Raw genomic sequence first — 22,203 nt, forward strand, 5'->3', positions numbered from 1 at the left:
ATCACGCAGGCAGATTTAACGCACCCAGCGTACGATATAGTCTTCAATATCATCTTCATGAATGTCGCTTTCACTCAGGCAGCGTCCTGCTGCCGACTTGCGTGCCTGAATCACACTTTCTCGTGAACCGCTGACCAGATAATGCCAGGATGGCAAGCTTTTGCCCTGTTCTACCCGGCGATAGGCGCAACTTGATGGTAACCAATGAATGGTTTGCAATTTTTCTGGGGTAAGCTGAATACAGTCCGGCACATATTGCAGGCGATCCGGATAATTGGAGCAACGTGCAGTGGTGCAATCCAGCAGCTTGCAGGCCACTTTGGTATAGGCAACTTCCTGGGTATCTTCGTCTTCCAGTTTAATCAGACAGCATAAGCCGCAACCATCACATAAAGCTTCCCACTCGGCCTGCGTCAGTTCAGCCAGTGAATAGTTTTTCCAGAATTCAGGACGTAAAGTATCGCTCATGATCAGGTCGGCACATTCAAAAATCAGCTTATTATAGCAGCCCGAACCTTACAGACCTATCGCTCAAATTCTTATTACTATCACGTAAACTATTGTTAAATCATAGACAGTTCATCAACAAAACACTAACAGTCGCTAGAATCGTTTATTTCTATACTAAATTTGAAAATAAAAACACATGGAGAATATATATGTTTCGCTGGGCTATTATTTTTGCTGTTATTGCATTAATTGCGAGTCTACTAGGTTTTGGTGGCGTTGCAGGCTTATCTAAGGATTTTGCAATTATCTTGTTGGTAATTGCGGTGATTCTTGCGATCGTGGGTTTTCTTTCTCGCGGCAAAGTCTAGATTTAAACTAGACTTGCCCGAGGCAAGTGTTAACTTTCGAAAAAAACAAGAGCCTTTTGGCTCTTGTTTTTTTATGGCTCTATTAATTTATACCAGCTCGGTTTTAAGCTTAAGGTTTTAGATGACGAGGCCTAAATCCCGCTACCAGTAAGGCTGCAAGATAAGCTGCCACACCGACAACACATAAGATCACCACTTCTAAAACACGCATCCATTGCGATACATCTGCGTTATACCAGCTCAGGCCATAGGCTAAAGCAGCAATCATGATGGTATTGGCAAACATAAACTGCAGGAAGATTTTTTTCCAATGGGAGCCAAAACGGAAAATATGACGTTTATGCAGATAATAATAGAGTAAACCGGCATTGACCATGGCTGAACCCGTTGATGCCAGTGCAAGCGCCATATGCTCTGCTTCCCAATGAATTAGCTTGAAGAAACCGATAAAAATCACGTTCAGAATCGCATTGGCTGCCACGGCAATCAAGCCGATACGTACTGGTGTTCTGGTATCCTGTCTTGCATAAAAACCGGGCGCAAAAACTTTAATCAGCATAAAGGCGATCACACCACCACTCATACATTTTAATGCCAGAGCCGTCATTTGAGTATCTTCAAAGGTGAACTGGCCACGTTCAAACAGGGCCTGAATGATCGGAGTTGAGAGCATAAATAATGCAATGCTGGCAGGAAGACCTGCCATCACAATCACTTTGGCAGCCCAGTCCATCATGCCACGGAATTTTTCCGGATTCTGCTCGGTATGCCGTGCAGATAATGACGGCAGAATTACAGTTCCAATCGCAACACCGATCAGGCCAAGCGGCAATTCGGTCATACGCTCGGCACTATACAGCCAAGACACCGAACCATCCTGCATGAACGAAGCCCAGATGGTATTTAACAATAGATTAATTTGCGTGACCGATACACCAAATAGTGCCGGCAGCATCAACTTCATGATGCGATCAACGCCTTCATGTTTGAAGTCAATTTTGGGAGGAATCAGCAGCTTTTTACGCCACAATTCAGGAATCTGGATCGCCAGCTGTAAAATACCGGCGATAATGACTGACCAGCCCAGTGCCATAATCGGCTCTGCCATATAAGGCGTAAGCCAGACTGCTCCGGCAATCATGGCAACATTTAACAAGACCGGTGCAAATGCCGGGGTGCTAAAAGAGCCATAACTGTTCAGGATACTGCTGGCAAAGGCAGTCAGCGACATGAACAACAAATAAGGAATGGTCAGGCGAAACATGTCCGTTGCCAGGGCGAATTTTTCAGGATCGCTATGGAAACCCGGTGCATAGATATACATGATCAACGGTGCAGCAATCATCGCGACCATGGTCAGAGCTGTCATCACCGTCGCCAGACAGCCGAATACCCGACTGATCAGAATCTGGACTTCGAAATGAGTACGACTGGTTTTGTATTCGGTCAGTACCGGAATAAAAGCCTGTGAAAATGCGCCTTCGGCAAATAATCGCCTGAAAAAGTTTGGAATACGAAATGCAACTACGAAAGTATCGAAGTCTTTACCAGCACCAAAGACATTCAGTAAAACAATATCTCGAACCAATCCCAGTACGCGTGACAACATGGTCATCGCACTGACAATGACGGTCGAACGCCAAAGCGCCATCCTCTTCACCTAATGTATAAATTTGTGGCTATTGTAATGAAACTTTTGTCAGAAGTTCATTGCTTAATTTCATCCCGCAAGCGAGTTTGAAGTGTTTTTATAATGCTGTAACTGTGTACGAAAATCAGCCCAGTTAAAATACGGCCCCGGATCAGTCTTGCGGCCCGGTGCAATATCTGAATGTCCGGCAATATGCTGCTGGATTTTAGGATAATAATCTTGCAAACAGGCAGTCACTTTGACCAGGGCTTCATACTGTGCGGTTGCAAAAGGTAAATCATCACTGCCTTCCAGCTCGATCCCGATCGAATAATCATTACATTCTTTTTTGCCCAAATAGGTCGAGCGGCCAGCATGCCAGGCACGGTCATTAAAATTGACGAATTGCAGCACTTCTCCCGTTCTTAAAATCAGCAGATGAGTTGAAACCTGCATCCCTTCAATTGTTTGAAAATAAGGATGTACGGACCAGTCCAGCTGATTCTGAAAAAACTGTTCAATATAACCGCCACCAAACTGGGAAGGAGGCAGGCTGATATTATGAATCACCAGCAATTGAATCTCGGTCTGTTGTGGCCGCTGATTAAAATTGGGAGACGGGATTTGACGTGCACCGATTAGTTGCCCGTCCCTGACCTGAAACTCAGCTGCCTGTTGCATAAAACCGTTCTCCCCAAAAAATAAAATCTGCAAGATCAGTATTGCAGCCGGCTTCATGCTAAAACTTTCAAGGACAAATCTCAATTCATCCCGGCAAACTGGATGAAAAATCGCTCATCTTTTATGTAACGGTGCTAAGATAAGGCGCAATTTTTACGGCTTAAAAAGATACGGAAGTAGACATGAGCATATCTCAAGCTTTGCTAGACCAGTCGATTCAAATCAATATCCAACAGGCACTTTCAGAAGATATTGGTGAAGGCGATATCACCGCCCTGCTCACCCCTGAAGACGAACAGGCCACTGCCACCATCATTAGCCGTGAAAACATGGTTTTGGCCGGTCAGCCTTGGGTCAATGCCTTGATTCAGGCCTACGACCCGAGTGTTGAAGTGATCTGGCTGAAAAATGATGGCGATCATGTTCAAGCCAATGAAGCATTTTTAAAACTGGCGGGATCTGCGCGTAGTTTATTGACCGTGGAGCGCCCTGCCCTAAACTTTGTCCAGACACTATCGGCCGTTGCCACTAAAACAGCCCACTATGTCAAACAGTTGCAAGGTCTAAATACCAAGCTGTTAGATACGCGCAAAACCCTTCCGGGTCTGCGTATTGCACAAAAATATGCCGTGGCCATTGGCGGTGGTCAGAATCACCGTTTGGGTCTGTTTGACGCTTTTCTGATTAAAGAAAATCATATTATGGCAGCGGGTGGTATTGCGCAGGCAATTACCAAGGCTCATCAGATTGCGCCGGGCAAGCCGGTCGAAGTTGAAGTCGAAACCTGGGATGAGCTGAATCAGGCGCTGGAAGCCCATGCCGATATCGTGATGCTGGATAACTTCAGTCAGCAACAAATGATTGATGCGGTGCAACATGTAGCCGGCCGCTGTAAGCTGGAAGCTTCAGGGAATATTACTCTTGAGAATTTACGTGAGGTTGCCAGTACCGGCGTTGATTATATTTCCATGGGTGTGCTAACCAAAGATGTCAAAGCCATTGATCTATCGATGCGTTTTAATACTGAAGCTTAAATTTGATACGCAATAGGAGAAGGGTGCGAAGCACCCTTTTTTTATTTTTTAAAATTTTTTGCGCATATTTTGTACAAAAAATATATTGAGGAATGAAGTGATGTCGGATTGTCATCACTTATTGTTATTTTGTCCTGCTGGTGTAGAAGTACTATCCTGATTTGCATCATGGGACTTGGACTTATTATTATCACAGGCAGCCAGACCCAGAACTGTACACACTGACAGTGCGATGAACCATATTTTCATATCTCAATCCTCTACGGGTTAGTAGATTTAAAATCATCTCCTGAAACCGAGCGCTACAGTAGACAGGTCCTGTTCAATTTTTGTGAGCTAATGTTGAGGCATAAAAAAAACGCATCTTTTAGATGCGTTTTTTTAGCTTTAATAAATTACCAGCCTAAAGCTTCTTGCTGTTTTTTCACCAATTCCTGAATCCCTTTCTCGGCCATTTCCAGCATGGCATCCGATTGGGCACGGGTAAATGGTTTGTCTTCTGCAGTGCCTTGAATTTCAATAAATTCACCTGCCTGCGTCATCACCACATTCAAGTCCGTTTGACAGTTTGAATCTTCTTCATAGCAAAGATCCAGTAATACTTCATCTTTGAAAATACCCACAGAAACCGCAGCCACTAGGCCTTTCAACGGATCATGTTTGATTTTCTTTCTTTCCAGCAATACGTTCATGGCATCGACCAAAGCCACTGCAGCACCGGTAATCGCTGCAGTACGGGTACCGCCATCAGCCTGAATTACGTCACAGTCGATGGTAATGGTATTTTCACCCAGCTTTTTCAGATCAACCATTGAGCGCAGGCTACGACCAATCAGGCGCTGAATTTCCTGGGTACGGCCACTCTGTTTGCCACGTGCCGCTTCACGGTCACTACGGGTATGAGTTGAACGTGGCAACATGCCATATTCAGCAGTCACCCAGCCTTGGCCCTGACCTTTCAGGAAACGCGGTACAGAACTGTCTACACTGGCAGTACAGAGTACTTTGGTATGACCAAATTCAACCAATACAGAGCCTTCCGCATAACGTGTATAGTTACGGGTAATTTTCACTTCACGTAATTGATCTAATGCTCGTTGGTCGATACGCATAATAAGTCCTGTAGGGGTTCAAAATAATTGCGGCCCAGTATAGCAGAAGCCTTGACCAAGATTAGGCAAGCGGGGCATTCATTTACAAAATCAGTGCATCAGAGCGGGAGGAAATATCAAAATTCTGCCGACCTGTGACGCTACGATTTGACTTGATTTTTGCTAGACTAAAATACCCCTTAAGGGAAGCCAGTGGCAGGAAACCCATTTATGTCCTTACGTGAAGATCGCAAGCAGCAAAGTCATCAGGCACTACTTGATGCGACACTGGCATTCAGCAGTCAGGGACGCGCTTTCAGCACGATCAGTTTGCGGGAAGTCGCACATGCTGTTGGACTGGTACCCGCGGCGTTTTATCGGCATTTTCAGGATATGGACCAGCTCGGTCTGGAATTGCTGGATCAGGTGGCGATGCACATCAAAGGGGTACTTCATCAATTGGGACAGGCTTATCTGTATCAGCCAAATACCCGGACCCGAACCGGGCTGGAACTGTTTTTTCAGGCCGTCGAATACCATCCTGAATCCTGGATTTTTTTTGTGGCAGAACGCTGGGGTGGCTCGGATGTGTTACGTACCGGAATTGAACGGGAAATTCATTTTCTGGCCGAAGATGTCATGCATGAACTTGCCAAGATGCAAACCACCCGGCATATCCAGACCCCACAGGACTTGCAGGCTCTGGCACAAATGCTGATTGAACTGTCCCTGAACTGGGCCATGGGCTGGATTCATCTGCAGCATCAGGCTGATCCCGAGCTGCGCCAAGTCCAATCCAATGTCTTTAAAAGCCAAAGCGTGCTACAGATGCAGCTCTTGCTGCGTGGGGTTTTACACTGGTATCGGAGTCCTGCCGAAACAGCACCTCCCCCAACCCATGAAATGGTCACTCCCCCGACCTAAACAAAAAACCCGCATAGGATGCAGGTTTTTGGCTGGTCTTCAGCTTAACATTATTTGGCTTTACGCTCTTTTTCGACCAGATAATTCACGACCTGAATGACTTTGGCACCATCCCCCTGCACAATATATTTACCATTCACGGTGACTGCCGGAACACCACTTAACTGATATTGGGCAGCCAGATTTTTGGCTTGGGCAACTTTCGAAGTGATCGGGAAAGATTTATAGGTGCTGTTAAATTTCGCTTCAGGAATACCATAGCGGGTATAGAATTTGGCCAGCTGTGCCTGTTCTAAAATTGGACGCTGTTTGTCATGAATATCATGGAATAGCTGTAAATGTGCTTTTTGACGCACCCCCAATGCTTCAGATACATAATAAGCTCGCGCTGCCTGTTCCCAAAGTGGGTTCATCGCAGCCGGTGTACGTACAAAACGTACATCTTTTGGTAATTTCTTTAACCAGCTCTGCATATGTGGTTCAAGCGAGAAACAGTGACCACAGCCGTACCAGAAAAATTCACGCACTTCAATTTTGCCTGGTTTTTCGACTTTGACTGGTTTTGCAACCACCTGATAGTCCTGACCTGCCACAAAATTGGCCATAGCACTGCCTGAAACGGCCAAAACAGATGCGGCAACAGCGCCTAAAAGGAATTTTTTCATTCGGATTATCGTCCTCTAAATCATTATGCTTAAGTTTATGTGTTCAATATAAATCAATTATGCCGGTTTCGTTTTCATTCTGTGAACTTTTTTGCTGCTTTTATCGCTTTTTCTGCCAGAATCGCTACACTAAACCATCGAACTGATTTTCAAGGTTTTAAATCAGTTTCTCTGGCCATTTGGCACGTACATATTTTTAGCTAATCATGACTGATTGAGGTGACACCAATGTCGCAATTGAATGTTGATCCACAAGAAATTGCCAAATTTGAAGCATTTGCAGCTATATGGTGGGATCAGCATTCCGAGTTCCGCCCCTTGCACATGATTAATCCACTACGTTTAAACTGGATTGATGAACATGCCGGTGGTCTGAGTGGAAAAAAAGTGCTGGATGTCGGCTGTGGTGGCGGGATTCTGGCTGAAAGCATGGCACGTCGGGGTGCTGATGTACTCGGGATTGATATGGGCGCAGCGCCTCTGAATGTGGCACGCATCCATGCCGAACAGGAAGGTGTCAGCAATATCGAATACCGACAGGTGCCGGTCGAGCAACTGGCAGACGAACAGGCTAGTCAATATGACATCGTGACCTGCATGGAAATGCTGGAACATGTGCCAGATCCAGCATCGATTATTCAGGCCTGTTACAAGCTGGTCAAGCCAGGCGGTCATGTGTTTTTCTCGACCATTAACCGTAATCCGAAGTCCTATTTATTTGCCATTATCGGGGCAGAATATGTGTTGCGGATGCTGGCCAAAGGCACCCATGATTACAGCAAATTTATCAAGCCGTCCGAACTGGCGCATGATATTCGTAATGCCGGTTTAAAACTCAAAGATATGACCGGCCTGCACTATAATCCATTGACCAAGCATTATTGGCTGGCAGCGAATGTAGATGTAAATTATATGGTCTATACCGTGAAAGAGAATGCAGCAGAGACCACAGCATGAAAGCAGTTTTATTTGATCTCGATGGTACCCTCATTGATACTGCGGCCGATTTTGTCCGGATTATCCAGCAGATGTGCCGTGAAGAAGGCCGCGCACTCGTTGCACCCGAGCTGATCCGTACCCAGGTTTCAGAAGGTGCACGCGCCATGGTAAAACTGGTCTATCCGGAACTGCAACTGGAAGATCCGGTATTTCTAGCCCATCGTCAGCGTTTTCTGGACATGTATGGCGCAGATATTGCGGTCGATACCGATCTGTTTGACGGTATGTATCCCTTGCTGGAACAGCTGGAAGCACAGGATATTCCGTGGGGCATTGTCACCAATAAACCGCGCTGGCTCAGTGAAGCTTTACTGAAAGCGCTGAACCTGACCAATCGCTGTGCTGTACTGGTTTGCCCGGAAGATGTGACACGCACTAAACCTGATCCTGAACCGATGTATCTGGCAGCCAAACAGCTCGGGCTTGCTGCAGAAGACTGTATCTATGTCGGTGATCATCCGCGTGATATTGATGCAGGGCGTCATGCCAAGATGACCACCATTCTGGCAGCTTATGGTTATTTACCACTGCAATACAAAGATGACTTAACAGCCTGGCAAGCCGACTATATAGTGGATACAGTTGCAGAATTACAGCGGCTGATTCAGAAACTGCTCGTGCAACAGCAAACTGCGGTATCTTGAAAGCTTAAAACCAAACAATAAGAAATAAGGAGGTAGATAATGAAATATTCAGAATATCAACCTCGCCCCGATCTGCTCAAGGATCGTATTATCCTGATCACGGGTGCGGGCGATGGCATCGGGCGTGCAGCAGCAATCAGTTATGCCTTGCATGGTGCAACAGTGGTGTTGCATGGACGTACCTTGAATAAACTGGAAGTCATCTATGATGAAATTGAAAGTTTAGGTGCACCGCAACCTGCCATCTTGCCGTTACAGCTCTCGAGCGCCTCGGAACGGGATTATGAACTTCTGCTCGATACCCTAGACCGTCAGTTTGGCCGTCTGGACGGAATTCTGCATAATGCCGGAATTTTGGGTGACCGGGTTCCCCTGGCGGATTATCCGGTCAATGTCTGGGATGATGTGATGGCAGTTAATCTGCGTGCCCCTTTTGTCATGACCCAGGCGCTGTTACCGCTATTATCCAAATCTGAACATGCTTCCGTCGTATTTGCCAGTTCAGGTGTAGGCCGTGAAGCCCGCGAACGCTGGGGCGCTTATTCCGTATCTAAAATTGCCATTGAAGCAGTAAGCCAGTTATTTGCCAAAGAGCAGGTACATCCCAATATCCGTTATAACTGTATCAATCCTGGGCCGACGCGTACTGCAATGCGCGCCAAGGCCTATCCGGATGAAGATCCAAAAGTTTTACCGACTCCCGATTCTATTATGCCGGCTTATCTGTATTTGATGGGCGATGACAGCCTGCATATGAATGGTCAAAGTATTGATGCGCAGGATTAACCTTCTTTTTACTTTATTCAGGGAGCAATTGCTCCCTTTTCTATGCTTTCAGGCTTTATATGGCGCATAAATCGGGAATGACTCTCGCCGGATCGCATTGAATTTCACTAAAATCCCCGCATACTAAGCCTCACTACATTGAACAAGAGTGCATCATGACTGAATTAAACAATATTACGGTGACCCATTTAGACGATGGCATGGTCTCGCTGCTGATTGATCAACAGCCTATTTCTGAAAAATATGGCACCAAGTTTGAAGCCAGTATTGTGGATGACATCAAAGCACTCGAAAATGCCCAGAAACTCAAACTGTTCGAGCAGTTTGTATTTTCACATCATGATCTGAATTTTGAACATGCCTATTATTATGTGACCGGAATTGAAAAATTAGACGATTGTTATCGTCTGGCCAAGCATTTTGTTTATCGCATTAAGATTGAAGGACAACCAGAAATCGAACATGTCATCAGCAATCAGGGCAAAGCCATGACCGCTGAAGATGTACGTACTTTTATCCAGGCACATGTACATAAATCACTAATGGATTATACTGACCTGAACTACGCTTATTAAAAGCCAAGCAATTTATAGAGAGAGTACTTTTGAAAAGTACTCTTTTTTTAGCTGATTTTTTTAAAAAAAGAATTTATTAATCGAATTTTCACATCATTTTTATAAAATTATACGGTTTTCCAAATAAATCTATATGAACTATGCTTCTTATATCGCCAGATAGATCAGACAGGAGTACAGCATGGCTGACCAGAAACGAAAAATTGAAACAATTCATAAGATTGAACAATTACAATTATCACAGGCCCTGATTGTGGCATTAGATGATGCCCTGCAAGCGGAATCAGTCGCTGAAGCGATTCACTCCTTACAGGGTCTAGCAGAACAATGGAATTAATCTTGAGATAAACCGATAAAATTTTCTGCCATTTCAGTAGAGGATTGATTATTTTACGAGTGATTCAATGCTGCTTTTTTGAACAAAATCATCGATTTTAGCTTGCATGTTTGCCCTCGCTTTGATCAGATAAGAACATAGCTCTTTATACCGAGCCTTATGATCAAGACCGCAGTCTGATATTATGACATCATCATAATATCTCTGCATTTGTTATAAAACTTGTGCCTGTTCTTCACAGTTTCTCTGCAATTTTTCCGTACATTAGGTACTGTAGAAAGTGAACAATTTAATGAGGGTTCAACATGAAAAAGGTTTTGATGGCACTGGCAATTTCTTGCAGTACATTCATGCTGAGCAATGTCGTCATCGCTGCCCCTCATTTCAATGATGATTCGCATTATGGCGCAGACAAGAAAAAAGGCCGCGAGTTCCGCGAGGCTCCTCAAGAGCAGCAGGATAACCGTCGTATGCGGGAAGAACGCGGAGTGAAACGTCTACAACAGCTCAGATGGCAGCCAGGTTATGTAATGCCGCAGCATTATCGTGGTAATGGCTATAAAGTCGAATACAAAGATCATCGCCTGCCTCGACCTGATCGCAAGCAGCAATGGTACAAAGTCAATAACGACTATATTCTGGTCGATTCAGAAAATAACAATATTATCCGTATTGTTGGTGACTAAATTACATCTCATGCTCTAGGCCCAACATTGTTTGGGTCTTTTTTATTTAGGTGACTGATTTTTCCAACTGCCCATGATTTCGCTGTCCTGTGCTTATCTAGCTCTAGCGCAACCATCTTCTAAATTTCTTCACGAATTTAACATTTTAACTAAATAGCCCTCATGCTTTCTATGCACTTGTTCGCTAATTTAGTCTCATCGAAATTAGATTTACATCTTTAGGTGAGAGCCATGAAAAAAGTTTTAACTACAGTTGCGTTATCTCTCAGTGCTTTGTTAGCTACTTCTGCAATGGCAGCACCACAGCATGACTCACGTTATGACCATAATCCGCATAAATCGGCACCACACTGGGACGCCAAAGATAGTAAAAAATGGAATGATGACCGCCGTCATAACAACCGTGTAGTCAATCCAAGCCGGGACTGGCGCGTAGGGCAAACTTTACCACGTCAATACGACAACAAACGTTTTGAAGTGAGTGATCGTGAAGCACGTCGTCTACCGAATACCGGCCGTTTCCAGCAGTGGTATAAAGTCAACAATGACTATGTTCTGGTGAATGAGCGTACCAATAAAATCGTACGGATCATGAACTAATCTTTCTCCATTACTGCTCGTCTTGCAGACACCTGAAGTTCCCCTTCAGGTGTTTTTTTATATCTGTACTTCCACTTGCGTTTTTTTTCATTAGAATCAAAGTTGGATCTCATCATTGAAATAGGCACAGGCATGACTTCGGCAGACACGTCACAAAGCACAACACTGCAATATGTGCACTGGTTTCGCAATTCTGCGCCTTATATCAATGCGCACCGCAACAAAACCTTTGTGATCATGTTTGATGGTGAAGCCGTTTTAGATGACAACTTTCAGCATATTATTCATGATATTGCCTTGTTGCATTCATTGGGGATTCGGCTGATTCTGGTATATGGCGCTCGTCCGCAAATTAACCAGAACCTGGCCCAAAACCAGATTACGACGCCTTTTTACCAGCAGCGCCGGGTGACTACGCGTGAATCTTTAAGCTGTGTGATGAATGCCGTGGGTTCGATCCGCCTGCAAATTGAAGCACTGCTGTCTATGGGACTGGCCAACTCGCCGATGTATGGCGCCCGGATTGATACCGTTTCAGGGAATTTTGTCACCGCCAAGCCTTATGGTATCCGCGATGGTATTGATTTCCAGCTGACCGGTGAAGTGCGTGCAGTTGATACTGACGCGATTCAGCGCCATCTGGACAGTCATAATATTGTGGTGCTTGGCCCGACCGGTTATTCCACAACAGGAGAAGTCTTTAATCTGCTGGCTGAAGAAGTTGCTACCAAAACTGCGATTCGCCTCAAGGCAGATAAACTGATTTTTCTCGGCAAGCAGCATGGCCTGATGGACAGTAACGGCCAGCTCAAACGTGAAGTGACACCGCAACAACTGGATGATTTTATTCCGGTCGAGCAAGATACACTGGAAAGAGGACTACAATTAAAAGCCGCCCAGGAAGCCTCAATGAACGGCGTACATCGGGTGCATTTGATTTCTTATGCCTATGATGGTGCCCTACTGGAAGAGCTGTTCACCCGGGATGGTTCCGGAACTCTGGTCACCGATGCACATTATGAAGAAGTGCGGATGGCCGATATTCAAGATGTCGGTGGCCTGATCGGTTTACTGCGTCCATTGGAAGAAGAAGGCATTCTGGTCTATCGTTCGCGTGAACGTCTGGAAAATGAAATCAACCAGTTTGCCGTAATCGAACGGGACGGCATGATTCTGGCCTGTGCCGCCCTCTATCCGATTCCGACCACGGGTGATGAATTGCGTTCTGCAGAAATTGCCTGTGTTGCGGTACATCCAAGTTATCGCAAGTCTAACCGGGGTAGCCAGATCCTGCATTATCTTGAAGAAAAAGCCAAAAGCATGCAGATTCAGCAGCTGTTTATTCTAACCACCCGCACCGCGCACTGGTTTCTGGAACAGGGCTTTGAACCGGCTTCAGTCGATGATCTGCCGGATGCCCGTCAGGCTTTTTATAATTATCAACGCAATTCCATTGTTTGCAAAAAGTCACTTTAAAGTGACTTTTTCTTTTGGTGCCTTAGCTTAATTTCAGATAAAGATATCTGACAATTTCGATTTAAATTTTAAAATTCTATTACTCGTTTTTAGCTAAATATATCAGCAGATTATATTTAAAAAAATAATTATAAATTTCATAAGTTTGATTAATTTAAATAGTAAATATTCATTTTTATATAAATCACTTTTTCGCATAAGTTTTGCGCTTTTTTATTTATCTTTTTTCTTCATTAGAAATTCCTGAATAGTTATTTTTTTAGAAAAACAAAAACGATTAGCGTGTCTCTAAGTTTTCATTTACTAGTTTGTCATTTTCGGGAGTTTTGATTCATGCGCCAATCTCATGTTCAGTTTTTAACAAAGACTGTGGTACTCGGTACTGCGATGGCGGGTGTCATGATGCTTTCAGGCTGCTCGAAAAAGGAAGATGCCCTTACCCTGAATATCGGTTTTCAAAAATACGGCGTATTACCGATTTTAAAAGAACGCGGCACGCTGGAAACTATCTTGAAGCAACAAGGGATCAATGTGAAATGGGTAGAATTTCCTGCTGGTCCGCAACTGCTTGAAGGACTGAACGTTGGCAGCGTCTCTTTTGGTGAAGCCGGTGAAGCACCGCCGATTTTTGCTCAGGCGGCAAACTCAAATCTGGTCTATGTGGCCAATCAGCCGCAAGCGCCTAAGGCCGAAGCCTTAATTGTGCCGAAAGATTCACAAATCCAGTCCATTCAGGATCTGAAAGGCAAACGGGTGGCCCTGAACAAAGGTTCAAATGTGCATTACTTACTGTTAAAAGTTCTGGAAGCCAACCAGCTTGGCCTTGATGATATCGAAGTAATTTATTTACCCCCTTCCGATGCACGTGCTGCATTTGAACGTGGTGCAGTCGATGCATGGGTGATCTGGGATCCGTTTTTTGCAGCTGCTGAACATCAGATTGGTGCGCGTGTCATTGCCAGCGGTGAAAATGTGGTGAGCAACCACCAGTTCTATCTGGCAGATCGCAAGTTCGCAGAAAGCCATCCTCAGGTGGTACAGGCAGTTGTCAATGAACTGAACCTGACCACGGACTGGGTGGCAAAAAATCAGGATGCTGCTGCTCAGTTCCTGCAAAAACCGACAGGTCTGGCCGTCGATGTCTTAAAAACCTCTATTTCACGCATGGGCTTCGGTGTTAAACCCCTCACGACTGACGTGATTCAAAAACAGCAACAGGTCGCCGATGCGTTTTATGCGCAGCAGCTAATTCCACAAAAGCTGAATATTGATGCAGCAATTATTAAATAACAGCAGAATACTTTGAGAATAAAAATGAGTCATTTAAAAACAGTTTCTTATATCAGCTTAGCGTTATTGAGCTTTAGTCTGACTGGCTGCCAGAAACAGGAATCACAGCAAACGGCTGCTGCAGAAACCAAAGCAGCACAACAGGTACAAAGCATTGCGATTGGCTTTCAGAAATCAGCCTTGAATCTGCTGGTAGCACGCAATGAAAAGCTGTTAGAACAACAATTTCCCAATACCAAAATTGAGTGGAAAGAGTTTCCGGCGGGTCCACAAATGCTGGAAGCACTGGCAGTCGGTGCAGTGGATTATGGCTATGTAGGGAATACCCCACCCATTTTTGCCCAGGCTGCAGATAAAGCCCTGAGCTATGTAGCCTTTGAAAAAGTGGCTGGAAACTCTTTGGCCGTGGTCGTGCCGAAAGACAGTGCCATCCAGACGATTCAACAGTTGAAAGGAAAACGGATCGCGGTGCAGAAAGGTTCAAGTGCCCATGAACTTCTGGCCAAAACTCTGGAAAAAGCCGGCTTAAGCTGGTCAGAGATTCAAGCCGTCTGGCTTCCACCCGCGGATGCACGTGCTGCTTTTGACAAAAAAGCCATTGACGCCTGGGCAATCTGGGATCCCTTCCTGGGCGCAGCCGAGTTCGACAGCCAGGTGAAGGTACTGATTGAATCCAGTGACTTTCCGCAAACCTACTCCTTTTATATCGGCAATCCCGAATTTATTCAGAAGCATCCGGATAGTCCCGAGAAGTTTATTCAGGCTTTAAATGCCTCTGACCAGTGGATTCTTAAAAACCAGGCTGTAGCCCTAGATATTTATCAGAAAAGTACCGGTCTGAAACCAGAAGTGGCGAAGCTTGCATTTGAGCGTCGTCTTAAACCTTCGCCGGTTCAGCCTTTAACGACGGAAGTGATCAAAGCCCAACAGAATATTGCCAATCTCTTCCAGCAGGTTCAACTGATTCCCAAAACCATCAGCGTCCAGCAACAGATCTGGTCGCCAGCAGCCACACATTGATTAGCAAACAAGATGATTTAATTTAAGGAATATCACATGAAAATTTTCTGGTTTATCCCCACTCATGGCGACAGCCGTTACTTAGGCACCAGCAAGGGCGCACGTGTTGTAGATCATGCCTACATGAAGCAGATTGCCGTTGCGGTAGATAACTTAGGTTATGAAGGTGTCCTGATTCCAACCGGCCGTTCTTGTGAAGATCCATGGTTAACTGCAGCCAGCCTGATTGACGCGACCAAAAAATTGAAATTCCTGGTGGCCCTGCGTCCGGGCGTGACCACCCCGGCTCTGGCTGCACGCATGGCTGCAACCTTTGACCGTTTGTCCAATGGCCGGGTGCTGCTCAATCTGGTGACTGGCGGTGACGAGCAGGAGCTAAAAGGTGATGGCGTCTATGAAGATCACACAACCCGCTATAAAACGGCGACCGAATACACCACCATCTGGCGTGAAATTTTAAAACGTTCACATACTGGGGAAAGCTTTAGTTTCCATGGCGAACGCTTAAGTGTCGATGAGGCAAAATTGCTGTATCCACCAATTCAGCAGCCGCATCCGCCTTTATGGTTTGGCGGTTCATCGGATGATGCCATTGAACTGGCTACGGATCAGGTCGACACTTACCTGACCTGGGGCGAGCCACCGGCCGCAGTCAAAGAGAAAATTGCAGTGGTAAAAGCCAAGGCTGCAGCTAAAGGTCGTGAACTGAATTACGGGATCCGTTTACACGTGATCGTACGCGAAACTAATGAGCAGGCCTGGGCGGCGGCTGAAGAACTGATTCAATATGTGGATGATGCCACTATCGCTGCAGCTCAAGCCAAGTTCAAATCCATGGACTCGGTCGGTCAGCGCCGTATGGCAGAACTGCATAACGGCGACCGTAGCAAACTCGAAGTTTCTCCGAACCTGTGGGCAGGTGTAGGCCTGGTTCGTGGTGGTGCAGGTACGGCACTGGTCGGCGATCCAGAAACTGTCGCTGCACGTATCCAGGAATATGCAACTCTGGGAATCAGCACCTTTATTTTCTCAGGCTATCCACATCTGGAAGAATCAATCCGTTTTGCCGAACTGGTATTCCCTTTACTTCCACTGGAAACCCAGCAAAAACTCACTCAACCAAACTTGACCGGCCCATTTGGTGAAATCGTGGCGAACAACTACACACCGGACGAGAACAAGCAGGCTGAAAAAATTCAGGAGTCTGCTTAATGTCAAAAGTCGTTTCCGTTGAAACCCTGGCCCAAAAGCCGGTTTCACGTGGAACAATTCTGGGGCAGCACCTGCTGCCCTGGCTGGTTCCAATTTTCTTGATTGCAGTTTGGCAAATTGCCTCTAGCACAGGCCTGCTGGAAAGCCGGATTCTGCCTGCACCGAGTGCCGTGGTTTTAGCCTTCTGGAATTTATTGCTCAGCGGTGAACTGTGGAAGCATGTGCAAGTCAGTGCAGGACGTGCCATCAGCGGATTATTGGTGGGGGGTGGTTTGGGTCTATTACTGGGACTGTTAAATGGCTCATCCAGAACTGCCTCTACCCTGCTCGATACGACCTTGCAGATGATCCGCAATATTCCTGCACTGGCACTCATTCCCCTAGTGATCTTATGGTTCGGGATTGATGAATCCGCCAAATTGTTCTTGGTGGCGATTGGGGTATTTTTCCCAATTTATATCAATACTTATCACGGTATCCGCTCGGTCGATCCACAATTAATAGAGATGGGAAAAAGCTATGGTTTAACTCGCTGGCAGCTTTATAGAGAAATTATTCTGCCGGGTGCGATGCCGTCAATTCTGGTCGGCCTGCGTTTTTCTCTGGGTCTGGTCTGGGTACTTTTGATCGTTGCCGAAACCATTTCTGCCCAGTCCGGTATTGGCTATATGACCATGAATGCACGTGAATTCTTGCAAACCGATGTGGTTCTGGTAGGTATTTTACTGTATGCCCTGCTGGGCAAACTGGCCGATGTCCTGGCCGTCGCTTTAGAACGATTCCTGCTGCGCTGGCATGCCGGGTATCAAAAATAAAGAATAAATAAGGAGCATGTGATGACTGATCTCAGTTTAGGGCGTCATGCCAATGACCCGATTAGACCACTCGAGCAACCTGCGGCAGAGATCAATCCTGCTACAGTGCTTGGTGCCGAAATTATCATTGAACAGCTGCACAAATTTTACGGTTCGGTCAAAGTTCTGCAAGACCTGGACCTGCATATCCAGCCAGGTGAATTTCTGGCGATTGTCGGTCGCAGTGGTTGTGGTAAAAGTACCTTATTGCGCCTGATCGCTGACCTAGAAAAACAGAGCTATGGCGAAATCAGGTTTAAGTCCGCCCGACATATTCGTGAAGGCATTACTGCAGATGATATCCGGGTGATGTTTCAGGACCCTCGCCTGTTGCCCTGGCGCAGCATCGAACAGAATGTGCAACTCGGTTTACCGAAGGAGCAGCATGCCAAAGCTTCGCAAATGCTGGAAAAGGTCGGCCTCAAAGAAAAAGCCGGACTTTGGCCTTCACAGCTTTCCGGAGGACAACGGCAACGTACCGCTTTGGCACGAGCGTTATCGCATCAGCCGCGCATTCTGCTGCTGGATGAACCGCTCGGCGCCCTGGATGCCCTGACACGACTGGAAATGCAAAGCCTGATTGAGCGTCTCTGGACCGAACAAGGTTTTACCGCCATTCTGGTGACCCACGATGTCAGTGAGGCCGTGCAACTGGCAGACCGGATTATCTTGCTGGACAAAGGTCATATTGCCAAAGAGTTTAGGGTTAATTTACCTCGTCCCCGGCAAAAAAGTGTCAAATTTGCAGAACTGGAACAGCAGGTCCTAAAAGCGGTTTTAGCAACCTGAAGCTTGGATCAAACCCAAAATCACACAGGGTTATGGGTTTGATGCTTAAAAATTATCTTAAGTTTAATCCGATATACTTCAATTTCCATCCTTTGAACTTCACTCTCCTCTGTCATTTAGTCACAAGACCAACGAGAAAACGAAATATTTTCAGAAACTTGAATTTTCTCTGTGTGGATGGATCTAGCCTGTTTTAAATATTAATCTAGAGAATAAATCATCATTATTCAAAAAATTAGCCTGTGACTGTGTGCACAAATCTGATGATTTGCCGTACAATTGAAGATTCCCTTTTTTCATTGTTTTTATATTTGCTAATGGAACAAAAAAAGAGCACTCAAAAGCGCAATCAGCTGCTAAATGCTGCACTAGACGTATTTTCCCTATATGGTTTTAGTGGGGCAAGTCTGGATGAAATCGCACAAATTGCAGAAATGCATAAGTCGAATATTTTCTATTATTATGAAAATAAAGAAGCCCTGTATGTCGAGGTATTAACCACCGTTCTACAAAAATGGCTGGCGCCTTTACAAACCCTTGAAGCAGAACTTGAACCTGAAGAAGCGATCACCAATTATTTAATGCAAAAAATTGAAGTGTCGCGTACCCAGCCTAAAGCATCACGTTTATTTGCTTTAGAAGTGATTCAAGGAGCACCGCATATTCTGGAGATTTTAAAAGGCCCGCTGAAAAAACTGGTGAAGCGCAAAGCCAAAGTGATTTCCAACTGGCAGGAACAAGGCAAAATCTCTGCGAATATTGATCCTGAATTACTGATTCTGAATATTTGGGCCATCACCCAAAACTATGCAGATTTCTCCATTCAGATGGAAATGGTCACAGGTAAAACCTTGCGTAACCGCAGCATGCAGCAACGCATTATCCAGCATACGGTAAACATGATGTTATATGGCGTGATCCCACGTAAGGATCAATAAGCGCACTTATGATTGGCATACGGCCATAGCTCCTATGGTCGCCGAGCAAACTTAAGCCTCCCTTTTATTTTACCATTCGATATAAATCTAATAACTTCCTCGCACCCAGCAACAGATTCTCTTCCCAGTCCAGATGCGCAGTTTCATTGGCACCATCACTGATATATTTGACTGAAATCAGGCGAACACCAAGTTTTTTACAGACTTTTGCCAAAGCATAGCCTTCCATATCAACCAGATTACACGTGACTTTCGACATGCTGGTTTCAAAACTGTCACCTGTCCCGCAAATCCCTTTCGGCAAATGTTCAAAGAACGATTCCAGCTCAATAGCACCCGGGAAATGCTGATCCATCGGTGTAACGCCGATTTCAAAACCAAGTGGTGAAACATCCATATCACGCTGTACAAACTGGCTCACTTCAATCAGTTCGTGTGCATTAAAATGCGTACTCCCTGCTGTACCCAAGTTCAGTAAGGTAGTGCAACCCGTCTTCTGAATCACTTCAAAGGCTTTAAAGGCCGCATTAATTTTGCCAATCCCGCTGTAATGTACTTCAATACCTTCTGCTTCAAACAAGCCTTTAGACTCATTCGGAAGTGCCATGATTAATGCAATTTCTTGACTCACAATCGTCTCCTGCGCTGTATGGGCAGTGATATACCATAAAACAGCAGCACAAGGCAGCCTGAGCTGCATCATTTTAAATGCCCAGTCATACAGGGAATTGCATTCTTATTTTTCTGTGGCCTTCGCAATTTGCTGCTTTTGCAAATACTGTTTAAGGCAAGGTGAAAAGATTAAATTTCCATGGTAAAAACCCGCTGCCGTTTTAGTTGCAACCAGTATCCATAACATGACTAATACACCTCCCAGTGCATAAGCAACCGCATATAAAAATTGAAGCTCTAGTGCGGCAGCTAGATTAAATATCGCCAAAGTAAATACACCGATTGGAAAGGTGAGTCCCCACCAGCCCAAGTTAAAGGGCAACTGCTTTCTGGCATGAGATAAGGTAGTCAATAAGGCGATACCAAACCACCAGACAGCAAAGCCAAGCAGGATTAAGGCACCCATAATACCCACCTGTTCTAAAAATAGCCCCAGTCTGTATTGATCTATCACTGCCAACACTTGCGGTGCCTGATGACCCAGTAATAACAATGCCAATGCACCTGTACCAATTGGCCCAAGGGCAAGCCAACTGCTAATGGCCATTTCTTTTTCAGGTAACTGATGTAAAGCCAGACGCAACATTAAAATGCTCAGAATTCCAAATGCAGGCAGAACTGAAATTCCCCACAGCATATAGCTGCCGAGTAGAATCATGACGCTCTGTTGAGTTGGCTCCTGATGGGCCAATAACAATCCCCCACTACTTGCAGCAACCTCACATGCCACGATGGGCAGCAACCACACTGCTGTCATGCTTTTAAACTCATGCTTCTGCCGGCTATACATAAAAAATGGCACGGCCCACGCAATCAGAACCGCAAGTGCAACATCGACATACCAAAGTAGTCCTGCAATCTGTACGGCAATATCGCCCATTTGAACAATACCAAATTTAAGAAAGCCATTGATGATTGTGGCAAGCCCCATCGGGATTGCACCCAAAAATAAACTCATATTTGGATGCTGAAAAATCTGTTTGGCTTCAACTGGGTAATAAATCCAGCGCAGTGCATAAAGACTCAGGAAAGCAACAAATAAGATGATATTCAAAAGCCAAAGCCCGGCACCCATTTGCCAGAAAAGCTCAGATGCCAGCGGAGATTCTGCGATGATTAAAGCGACAATACCGGTACCCATGGTTACTGTGAACCAGTTCGGTGTGAACTCACGGATCAGGTCAGAAACTCGATTTAAATCGGCAAATGGCTTTTTCATCAGCTTCACTCTGAAAGGATGTTAGAACCATCATACGAATAATTGAATATAAATTAAATTGATTAATATTCATTTTTATTATCAATTTAATTGATTATAAATTCATCATTGCATTAATTTTATTGTCTAAAAACACAACAACAAGACGAAACGCTGAGATTATGGCAATATATAGCCTCTCGAAATTTCTAAGCACTTGATTTGCCCATGCAGCTGCTCCGTCTAAATGCTTTAGCGTCTCATTCCAAGTTACCCAAAACTGCCGTGACTATCGGTAATTTTGACGGCGTGCATTTAGGTCATCAGGCCATGATCCGTCAGCTGCAACAGGTGGCCAAAGCACAGGGGTTAAAATCTGTAGTGATGATTTTCGAGCCACAACCGCTTGAATACTTTAAAGGTTATGAAGCACCACCGCGTATTTCATCACTGCGTGAAAAAGTCGAATACCTGACTGAACTCGGTGTGGACTATATTGCAGTGGCAAAATTTGACCATAGCTTTCGCAGCCTGACCGCAGAAGCCTTTGCCGATATTTTAAAAGAAAAACTCAATGCGCAGCATCTGGTCTTGGGTGATGATTTTCACTTTGGTAAAAACCGCCAGGGCAACAGCGAATTTCTGCGCAATTATGGCTTTGAAGTCACCAATTTAAATACCATTGCTCTGGATGGTGAACGGGTCAGTTCTACCCGGATTCGCCAGACTTTGCTCGCAGGTGATCTGGCTCTGGCCGCACAGCTGCTGGGCCGTCCTTACAGTATTACCGGGCGGGTACAGTATGGCGATCAGATTGGTCGAACCCTTGATTTTCCAACTATCAATATCCGCCTCAACCGCCATAAGCCCTGCCTGAAGGGGATTTACGGAGTTGAGGTTATTTGCGAAACCTTATCCTTAAAAGACAAGGTAAAAGCTGATACTCCAGCGCAAACAGGTATTCCAGGCTATGAACCGACGGCCCTGTTTGGGGCAGGTCATGTCGGCACCCGTCCAGCCATTAAACAAGCGCATCCGGAATGGCGATTAGAAGTACATTTTCCAGATGTTTCTGCTAATCTGTATGGCCTGTTGATGCGGGTGACGTTCTTAAACTATTTACATGGCGAAAAGGACTATCCTTCGCTTGAAGCGCTAAAAGCCGGAATTGATGATGATGTCGAGAAACTGCTTGAGTTTCGTCGAAATCACCCCACTTTTCCCTTTTAATATCCCATATTTTTATTGTAAAACGTGTCAGTGACATAAACTGATTAGATTGGA

The 22,203-nt window shown here is 45.3% G+C and carries 26 protein-coding genes; 18 read left to right on the top strand and 8 right to left on the bottom strand.

Annotation, left to right across the window (positions count from 1 at the left end):
- Positions 1 to 15: 15 nt before the first annotated feature.
- Positions 16 to 468 (bottom strand): YcgN family cysteine cluster protein, encoded by a 453-nt coding sequence (locus AY605_RS03845; RefSeq protein ID WP_064095133.1) that lies wholly within the window; start codon positions 466 to 468, stop codon positions 16 to 18.
- 191 nt (positions 469 to 659) lie between these two features.
- Here AY605_RS03845 and AY605_RS14740 point away from each other — a divergent pair, with 191 nt between their 5' ends.
- Entirely contained in the window at positions 660 to 818 is a 159-nt protein-coding gene (locus tag AY605_RS14740) for a DUF1328 domain-containing protein (RefSeq protein WP_004647174.1), read from the top strand.
- Between the two features lie 109 nt (positions 819 to 927).
- Here AY605_RS14740 and murJ read toward each other — a convergent pair whose 3' ends face one another.
- Positions 928 to 2,478, bottom strand: coding sequence for a murein biosynthesis integral membrane protein MurJ (murJ, locus tag AY605_RS03850; protein WP_171254893.1), 1,551 nt, complete (start codon positions 2,476 to 2,478; stop codon positions 928 to 930).
- Positions 2,479 to 2,538: 60 nt separating this feature from the next.
- The gene (gene ampD / locus AY605_RS03855; RefSeq protein ID WP_064095181.1) at positions 2,539 to 3,129 is read right to left on the bottom strand and encodes a 1,6-anhydro-N-acetylmuramyl-L-alanine amidase AmpD; all 591 of its coding nucleotides are present in this window, start codon (positions 3,127 to 3,129) and stop codon (positions 2,539 to 2,541) included.
- A 182-nt stretch (positions 3,130 to 3,311) separates the two neighbouring features.
- On the opposite strand from ampD, the gene nadC reads away from it, so the two are divergent.
- On the top strand, positions 3,312 to 4,163 hold the full coding sequence (nadC, locus tag AY605_RS03860; RefSeq protein WP_064095135.1) for a carboxylating nicotinate-nucleotide diphosphorylase: 852 nt from the start codon (positions 3,312 to 3,314) through the stop codon (positions 4,161 to 4,163).
- Between the two features lie 114 nt (positions 4,164 to 4,277).
- On the opposite strand, the gene AY605_RS15295 is transcribed toward nadC, so the two are convergent.
- Together AY605_RS15295 and rph are read right to left on the bottom strand one after the other, a co-directional pair.
- Positions 4,278 to 4,412 carry a hypothetical protein gene (locus tag AY605_RS15295; protein ID WP_263600642.1) on the bottom strand — a complete coding sequence of 45 codons (135 nt, stop codon included), beginning with the start codon at positions 4,410 to 4,412 and terminating at the stop codon, positions 4,278 to 4,280.
- A gap of 146 nt (positions 4,413 to 4,558) precedes the next feature.
- A complete protein-coding gene (gene rph, locus AY605_RS03865; RefSeq protein ID WP_005261502.1) occupies positions 4,559 to 5,275 on the bottom strand; it encodes a ribonuclease PH in 717 nt (238 codons plus the stop codon).
- A 210-nt stretch (positions 5,276 to 5,485) separates the two neighbouring features.
- On the opposite strand from rph, the gene AY605_RS03870 reads away from it, so the two are divergent.
- Positions 5,486 to 6,178 carry a TetR family transcriptional regulator gene (locus tag AY605_RS03870; RefSeq protein ID WP_064095136.1) on the top strand — a complete coding sequence of 231 codons (693 nt, stop codon included), beginning with the start codon at positions 5,486 to 5,488 and terminating at the stop codon, positions 6,176 to 6,178.
- Positions 6,179 to 6,228: 50 nt separating this feature from the next.
- Here AY605_RS03870 and AY605_RS03875 read toward each other — a convergent pair whose 3' ends face one another.
- Positions 6,229 to 6,843, bottom strand: coding sequence for a thiol:disulfide interchange protein DsbA/DsbL (locus AY605_RS03875; RefSeq protein ID WP_064095137.1), 615 nt, complete (start codon positions 6,841 to 6,843; stop codon positions 6,229 to 6,231).
- A 228-nt stretch (positions 6,844 to 7,071) separates the two neighbouring features.
- Between AY605_RS03875 and ubiG the strand changes: the two genes are divergently transcribed.
- From ubiG to AY605_RS03940, 14 genes are all read left to right on the top strand, one after another.
- Positions 7,072 to 7,800: a bifunctional 2-polyprenyl-6-hydroxyphenol methylase/3-demethylubiquinol 3-O-methyltransferase UbiG gene (gene ubiG, locus AY605_RS03880; protein ID WP_064095138.1), complete on the top strand. Its 729-nt coding sequence runs from the start codon at positions 7,072 to 7,074 to the stop codon at positions 7,798 to 7,800.
- The gene (locus tag AY605_RS03885; RefSeq protein WP_064095139.1) at positions 7,797 to 8,486 is read left to right on the top strand and encodes an HAD family hydrolase; all 690 of its coding nucleotides are present in this window, start codon (positions 7,797 to 7,799) and stop codon (positions 8,484 to 8,486) included. The genes ubiG and AY605_RS03885 overlap by 4 nt, the downstream gene beginning before the upstream one ends.
- A 39-nt stretch (positions 8,487 to 8,525) precedes the next feature.
- Positions 8,526 to 9,272, top strand: a complete 747-nt coding sequence (locus AY605_RS03890; RefSeq protein ID WP_064095140.1) for a YciK family oxidoreductase — start codon at positions 8,526 to 8,528, stop codon at positions 9,270 to 9,272.
- A 155-nt stretch (positions 9,273 to 9,427) separates the two neighbouring features.
- The gene (locus AY605_RS03895) at positions 9,428 to 9,847 is read left to right on the top strand and encodes a hypothetical protein (protein WP_064095141.1); all 420 of its coding nucleotides are present in this window, start codon (positions 9,428 to 9,430) and stop codon (positions 9,845 to 9,847) included.
- A gap of 181 nt (positions 9,848 to 10,028) precedes the next feature.
- A complete protein-coding gene (locus AY605_RS15040; protein ID WP_171254894.1) occupies positions 10,029 to 10,184 on the top strand; it encodes a hypothetical protein in 156 nt (51 codons plus the stop codon).
- A gap of 305 nt (positions 10,185 to 10,489) precedes the next feature.
- On the top strand, positions 10,490 to 10,870 hold the full coding sequence (locus AY605_RS03900) for an RcnB family protein (protein WP_064095142.1): 381 nt from the start codon (positions 10,490 to 10,492) through the stop codon (positions 10,868 to 10,870).
- A 231-nt stretch (positions 10,871 to 11,101) separates the two neighbouring features.
- Positions 11,102 to 11,470, top strand: coding sequence for an RcnB family protein (locus tag AY605_RS03905; protein ID WP_064095143.1), 369 nt, complete (start codon positions 11,102 to 11,104; stop codon positions 11,468 to 11,470).
- Between the two features lie 132 nt (positions 11,471 to 11,602).
- Positions 11,603 to 12,946, top strand: a complete 1,344-nt coding sequence (argA, locus tag AY605_RS03910) for an amino-acid N-acetyltransferase (protein WP_064095144.1) — start codon at positions 11,603 to 11,605, stop codon at positions 12,944 to 12,946.
- Positions 12,947 to 13,279: 333 nt separating this feature from the next.
- The gene (locus AY605_RS03915) at positions 13,280 to 14,236 is read left to right on the top strand and encodes a sulfonate ABC transporter substrate-binding protein (RefSeq protein ID WP_064095145.1); all 957 of its coding nucleotides are present in this window, start codon (positions 13,280 to 13,282) and stop codon (positions 14,234 to 14,236) included.
- 24 nt (positions 14,237 to 14,260) lie between these two features.
- Positions 14,261 to 15,256, top strand: a complete 996-nt coding sequence (locus tag AY605_RS03920) for an aliphatic sulfonate ABC transporter substrate-binding protein (protein WP_064095146.1) — start codon at positions 14,261 to 14,263, stop codon at positions 15,254 to 15,256.
- Positions 15,257 to 15,292: 36 nt separating this feature from the next.
- Positions 15,293 to 16,468 (top strand): FMNH2-dependent alkanesulfonate monooxygenase, encoded by a 1,176-nt coding sequence (gene ssuD / locus AY605_RS03925; RefSeq protein WP_064095147.1) that lies wholly within the window; start codon positions 15,293 to 15,295, stop codon positions 16,466 to 16,468.
- Positions 16,468 to 17,283, top strand: a complete 816-nt coding sequence (gene ssuC, locus AY605_RS03930) for an aliphatic sulfonate ABC transporter permease SsuC (protein WP_064095148.1) — start codon at positions 16,468 to 16,470, stop codon at positions 17,281 to 17,283. Before ssuD ends, ssuC begins: the two co-directional genes overlap by 1 nt.
- A gap of 21 nt (positions 17,284 to 17,304) precedes the next feature.
- Entirely contained in the window at positions 17,305 to 18,111 is an 807-nt protein-coding gene (locus AY605_RS03935; protein ID WP_064095149.1) for an ABC transporter ATP-binding protein, read from the top strand.
- Positions 18,112 to 18,428: 317 nt separating this feature from the next.
- On the top strand, positions 18,429 to 19,049 hold the full coding sequence (locus AY605_RS03940) for a TetR/AcrR family transcriptional regulator (protein ID WP_064095150.1): 621 nt from the start codon (positions 18,429 to 18,431) through the stop codon (positions 19,047 to 19,049).
- A 64-nt stretch (positions 19,050 to 19,113) separates the two neighbouring features.
- On the opposite strand, the gene AY605_RS03945 is transcribed toward AY605_RS03940, so the two are convergent.
- Positions 19,114 to 19,680, bottom strand: coding sequence for a 5'-nucleosidase (locus AY605_RS03945; protein WP_171254895.1), 567 nt, complete (start codon positions 19,678 to 19,680; stop codon positions 19,114 to 19,116).
- Between the two features lie 105 nt (positions 19,681 to 19,785).
- A complete protein-coding gene (locus AY605_RS03950) occupies positions 19,786 to 20,940 on the bottom strand; it encodes a TDT family transporter (protein WP_064095151.1) in 1,155 nt (384 codons plus the stop codon).
- Between the two features lie 207 nt (positions 20,941 to 21,147).
- Here AY605_RS03950 and ribF point away from each other — a divergent pair, with 207 nt between their 5' ends.
- Complete coding sequence (ribF, locus tag AY605_RS03955) at positions 21,148 to 22,149, top strand: bifunctional riboflavin kinase/FAD synthetase (protein WP_064095152.1); 1,002 nt, start codon at positions 21,148 to 21,150, stop codon at positions 22,147 to 22,149.
- The last annotated feature ends 54 nt before the right edge of the window (positions 22,150 to 22,203 follow it).

It is taken from the genome of Acinetobacter sp. SFD (assembly GCF_001647575.1).
Lineage (GTDB): Bacteria > Pseudomonadota > Gammaproteobacteria > Pseudomonadales > Moraxellaceae > Acinetobacter > Acinetobacter pecorum.

Coding starts and splice junctions, on each gene's coding strand:
- AY605_RS03900 (WP_064095142.1), top strand. CDS start 10,490: ATGAAAAAGGTTTTGATGGCACTGGCAATTTCTTGCAGTACATTCATG.
- ribF (WP_064095152.1), top strand. CDS start 21,148: ATGCAGCTGCTCCGTCTAAATGCTTTAGCGTCTCATTCCAAGTTACCC.
- AY605_RS03905 (WP_064095143.1), top strand. CDS start 11,102: ATGAAAAAAGTTTTAACTACAGTTGCGTTATCTCTCAGTGCTTTGTTA.
- AY605_RS03940 (WP_064095150.1), top strand. CDS start 18,429: ATGGAACAAAAAAAGAGCACTCAAAAGCGCAATCAGCTGCTAAATGCT.
- AY605_RS03895 (WP_064095141.1), top strand. CDS start 9,428: ATGACTGAATTAAACAATATTACGGTGACCCATTTAGACGATGGCATG.
- rph (WP_005261502.1), bottom strand. CDS start 5,275: ATGCGTATCGACCAACGAGCATTAGATCAATTACGTGAAGTGAAAATT.
- AY605_RS03885 (WP_064095139.1), top strand. CDS start 7,797: ATGAAAGCAGTTTTATTTGATCTCGATGGTACCCTCATTGATACTGCG.
- AY605_RS03950 (WP_064095151.1), bottom strand. CDS start 20,940: ATGAAAAAGCCATTTGCCGATTTAAATCGAGTTTCTGACCTGATCCGT.
- nadC (WP_064095135.1), top strand. CDS start 3,312: ATGAGCATATCTCAAGCTTTGCTAGACCAGTCGATTCAAATCAATATC.
- AY605_RS03870 (WP_064095136.1), top strand. CDS start 5,486: ATGTCCTTACGTGAAGATCGCAAGCAGCAAAGTCATCAGGCACTACTT.
- AY605_RS15295 (WP_263600642.1), bottom strand. CDS start 4,412: ATGAAAATATGGTTCATCGCACTGTCAGTGTGTACAGTTCTGGGTCTG.
- AY605_RS03845 (WP_064095133.1), bottom strand. CDS start 468: ATGAGCGATACTTTACGTCCTGAATTCTGGAAAAACTATTCACTGGCT.
- ampD (WP_064095181.1), bottom strand. CDS start 3,129: ATGCAACAGGCAGCTGAGTTTCAGGTCAGGGACGGGCAACTAATCGGT.
- ssuC (WP_064095148.1), top strand. CDS start 16,468: ATGTCAAAAGTCGTTTCCGTTGAAACCCTGGCCCAAAAGCCGGTTTCA.
- AY605_RS15040 (WP_171254894.1), top strand. CDS start 10,029: ATGGCTGACCAGAAACGAAAAATTGAAACAATTCATAAGATTGAACAA.
- argA (WP_064095144.1), top strand. CDS start 11,603: ATGACTTCGGCAGACACGTCACAAAGCACAACACTGCAATATGTGCAC.
- AY605_RS03875 (WP_064095137.1), bottom strand. CDS start 6,843: ATGAAAAAATTCCTTTTAGGCGCTGTTGCCGCATCTGTTTTGGCCGTT.
- AY605_RS03915 (WP_064095145.1), top strand. CDS start 13,280: ATGCGCCAATCTCATGTTCAGTTTTTAACAAAGACTGTGGTACTCGGT.
- AY605_RS03890 (WP_064095140.1), top strand. CDS start 8,526: ATGAAATATTCAGAATATCAACCTCGCCCCGATCTGCTCAAGGATCGT.
- ubiG (WP_064095138.1), top strand. CDS start 7,072: ATGTCGCAATTGAATGTTGATCCACAAGAAATTGCCAAATTTGAAGCA.
- AY605_RS14740 (WP_004647174.1), top strand. CDS start 660: ATGTTTCGCTGGGCTATTATTTTTGCTGTTATTGCATTAATTGCGAGT.
- AY605_RS03935 (WP_064095149.1), top strand. CDS start 17,305: ATGACTGATCTCAGTTTAGGGCGTCATGCCAATGACCCGATTAGACCA.
- ssuD (WP_064095147.1), top strand. CDS start 15,293: ATGAAAATTTTCTGGTTTATCCCCACTCATGGCGACAGCCGTTACTTA.
- AY605_RS03920 (WP_064095146.1), top strand. CDS start 14,261: ATGAGTCATTTAAAAACAGTTTCTTATATCAGCTTAGCGTTATTGAGC.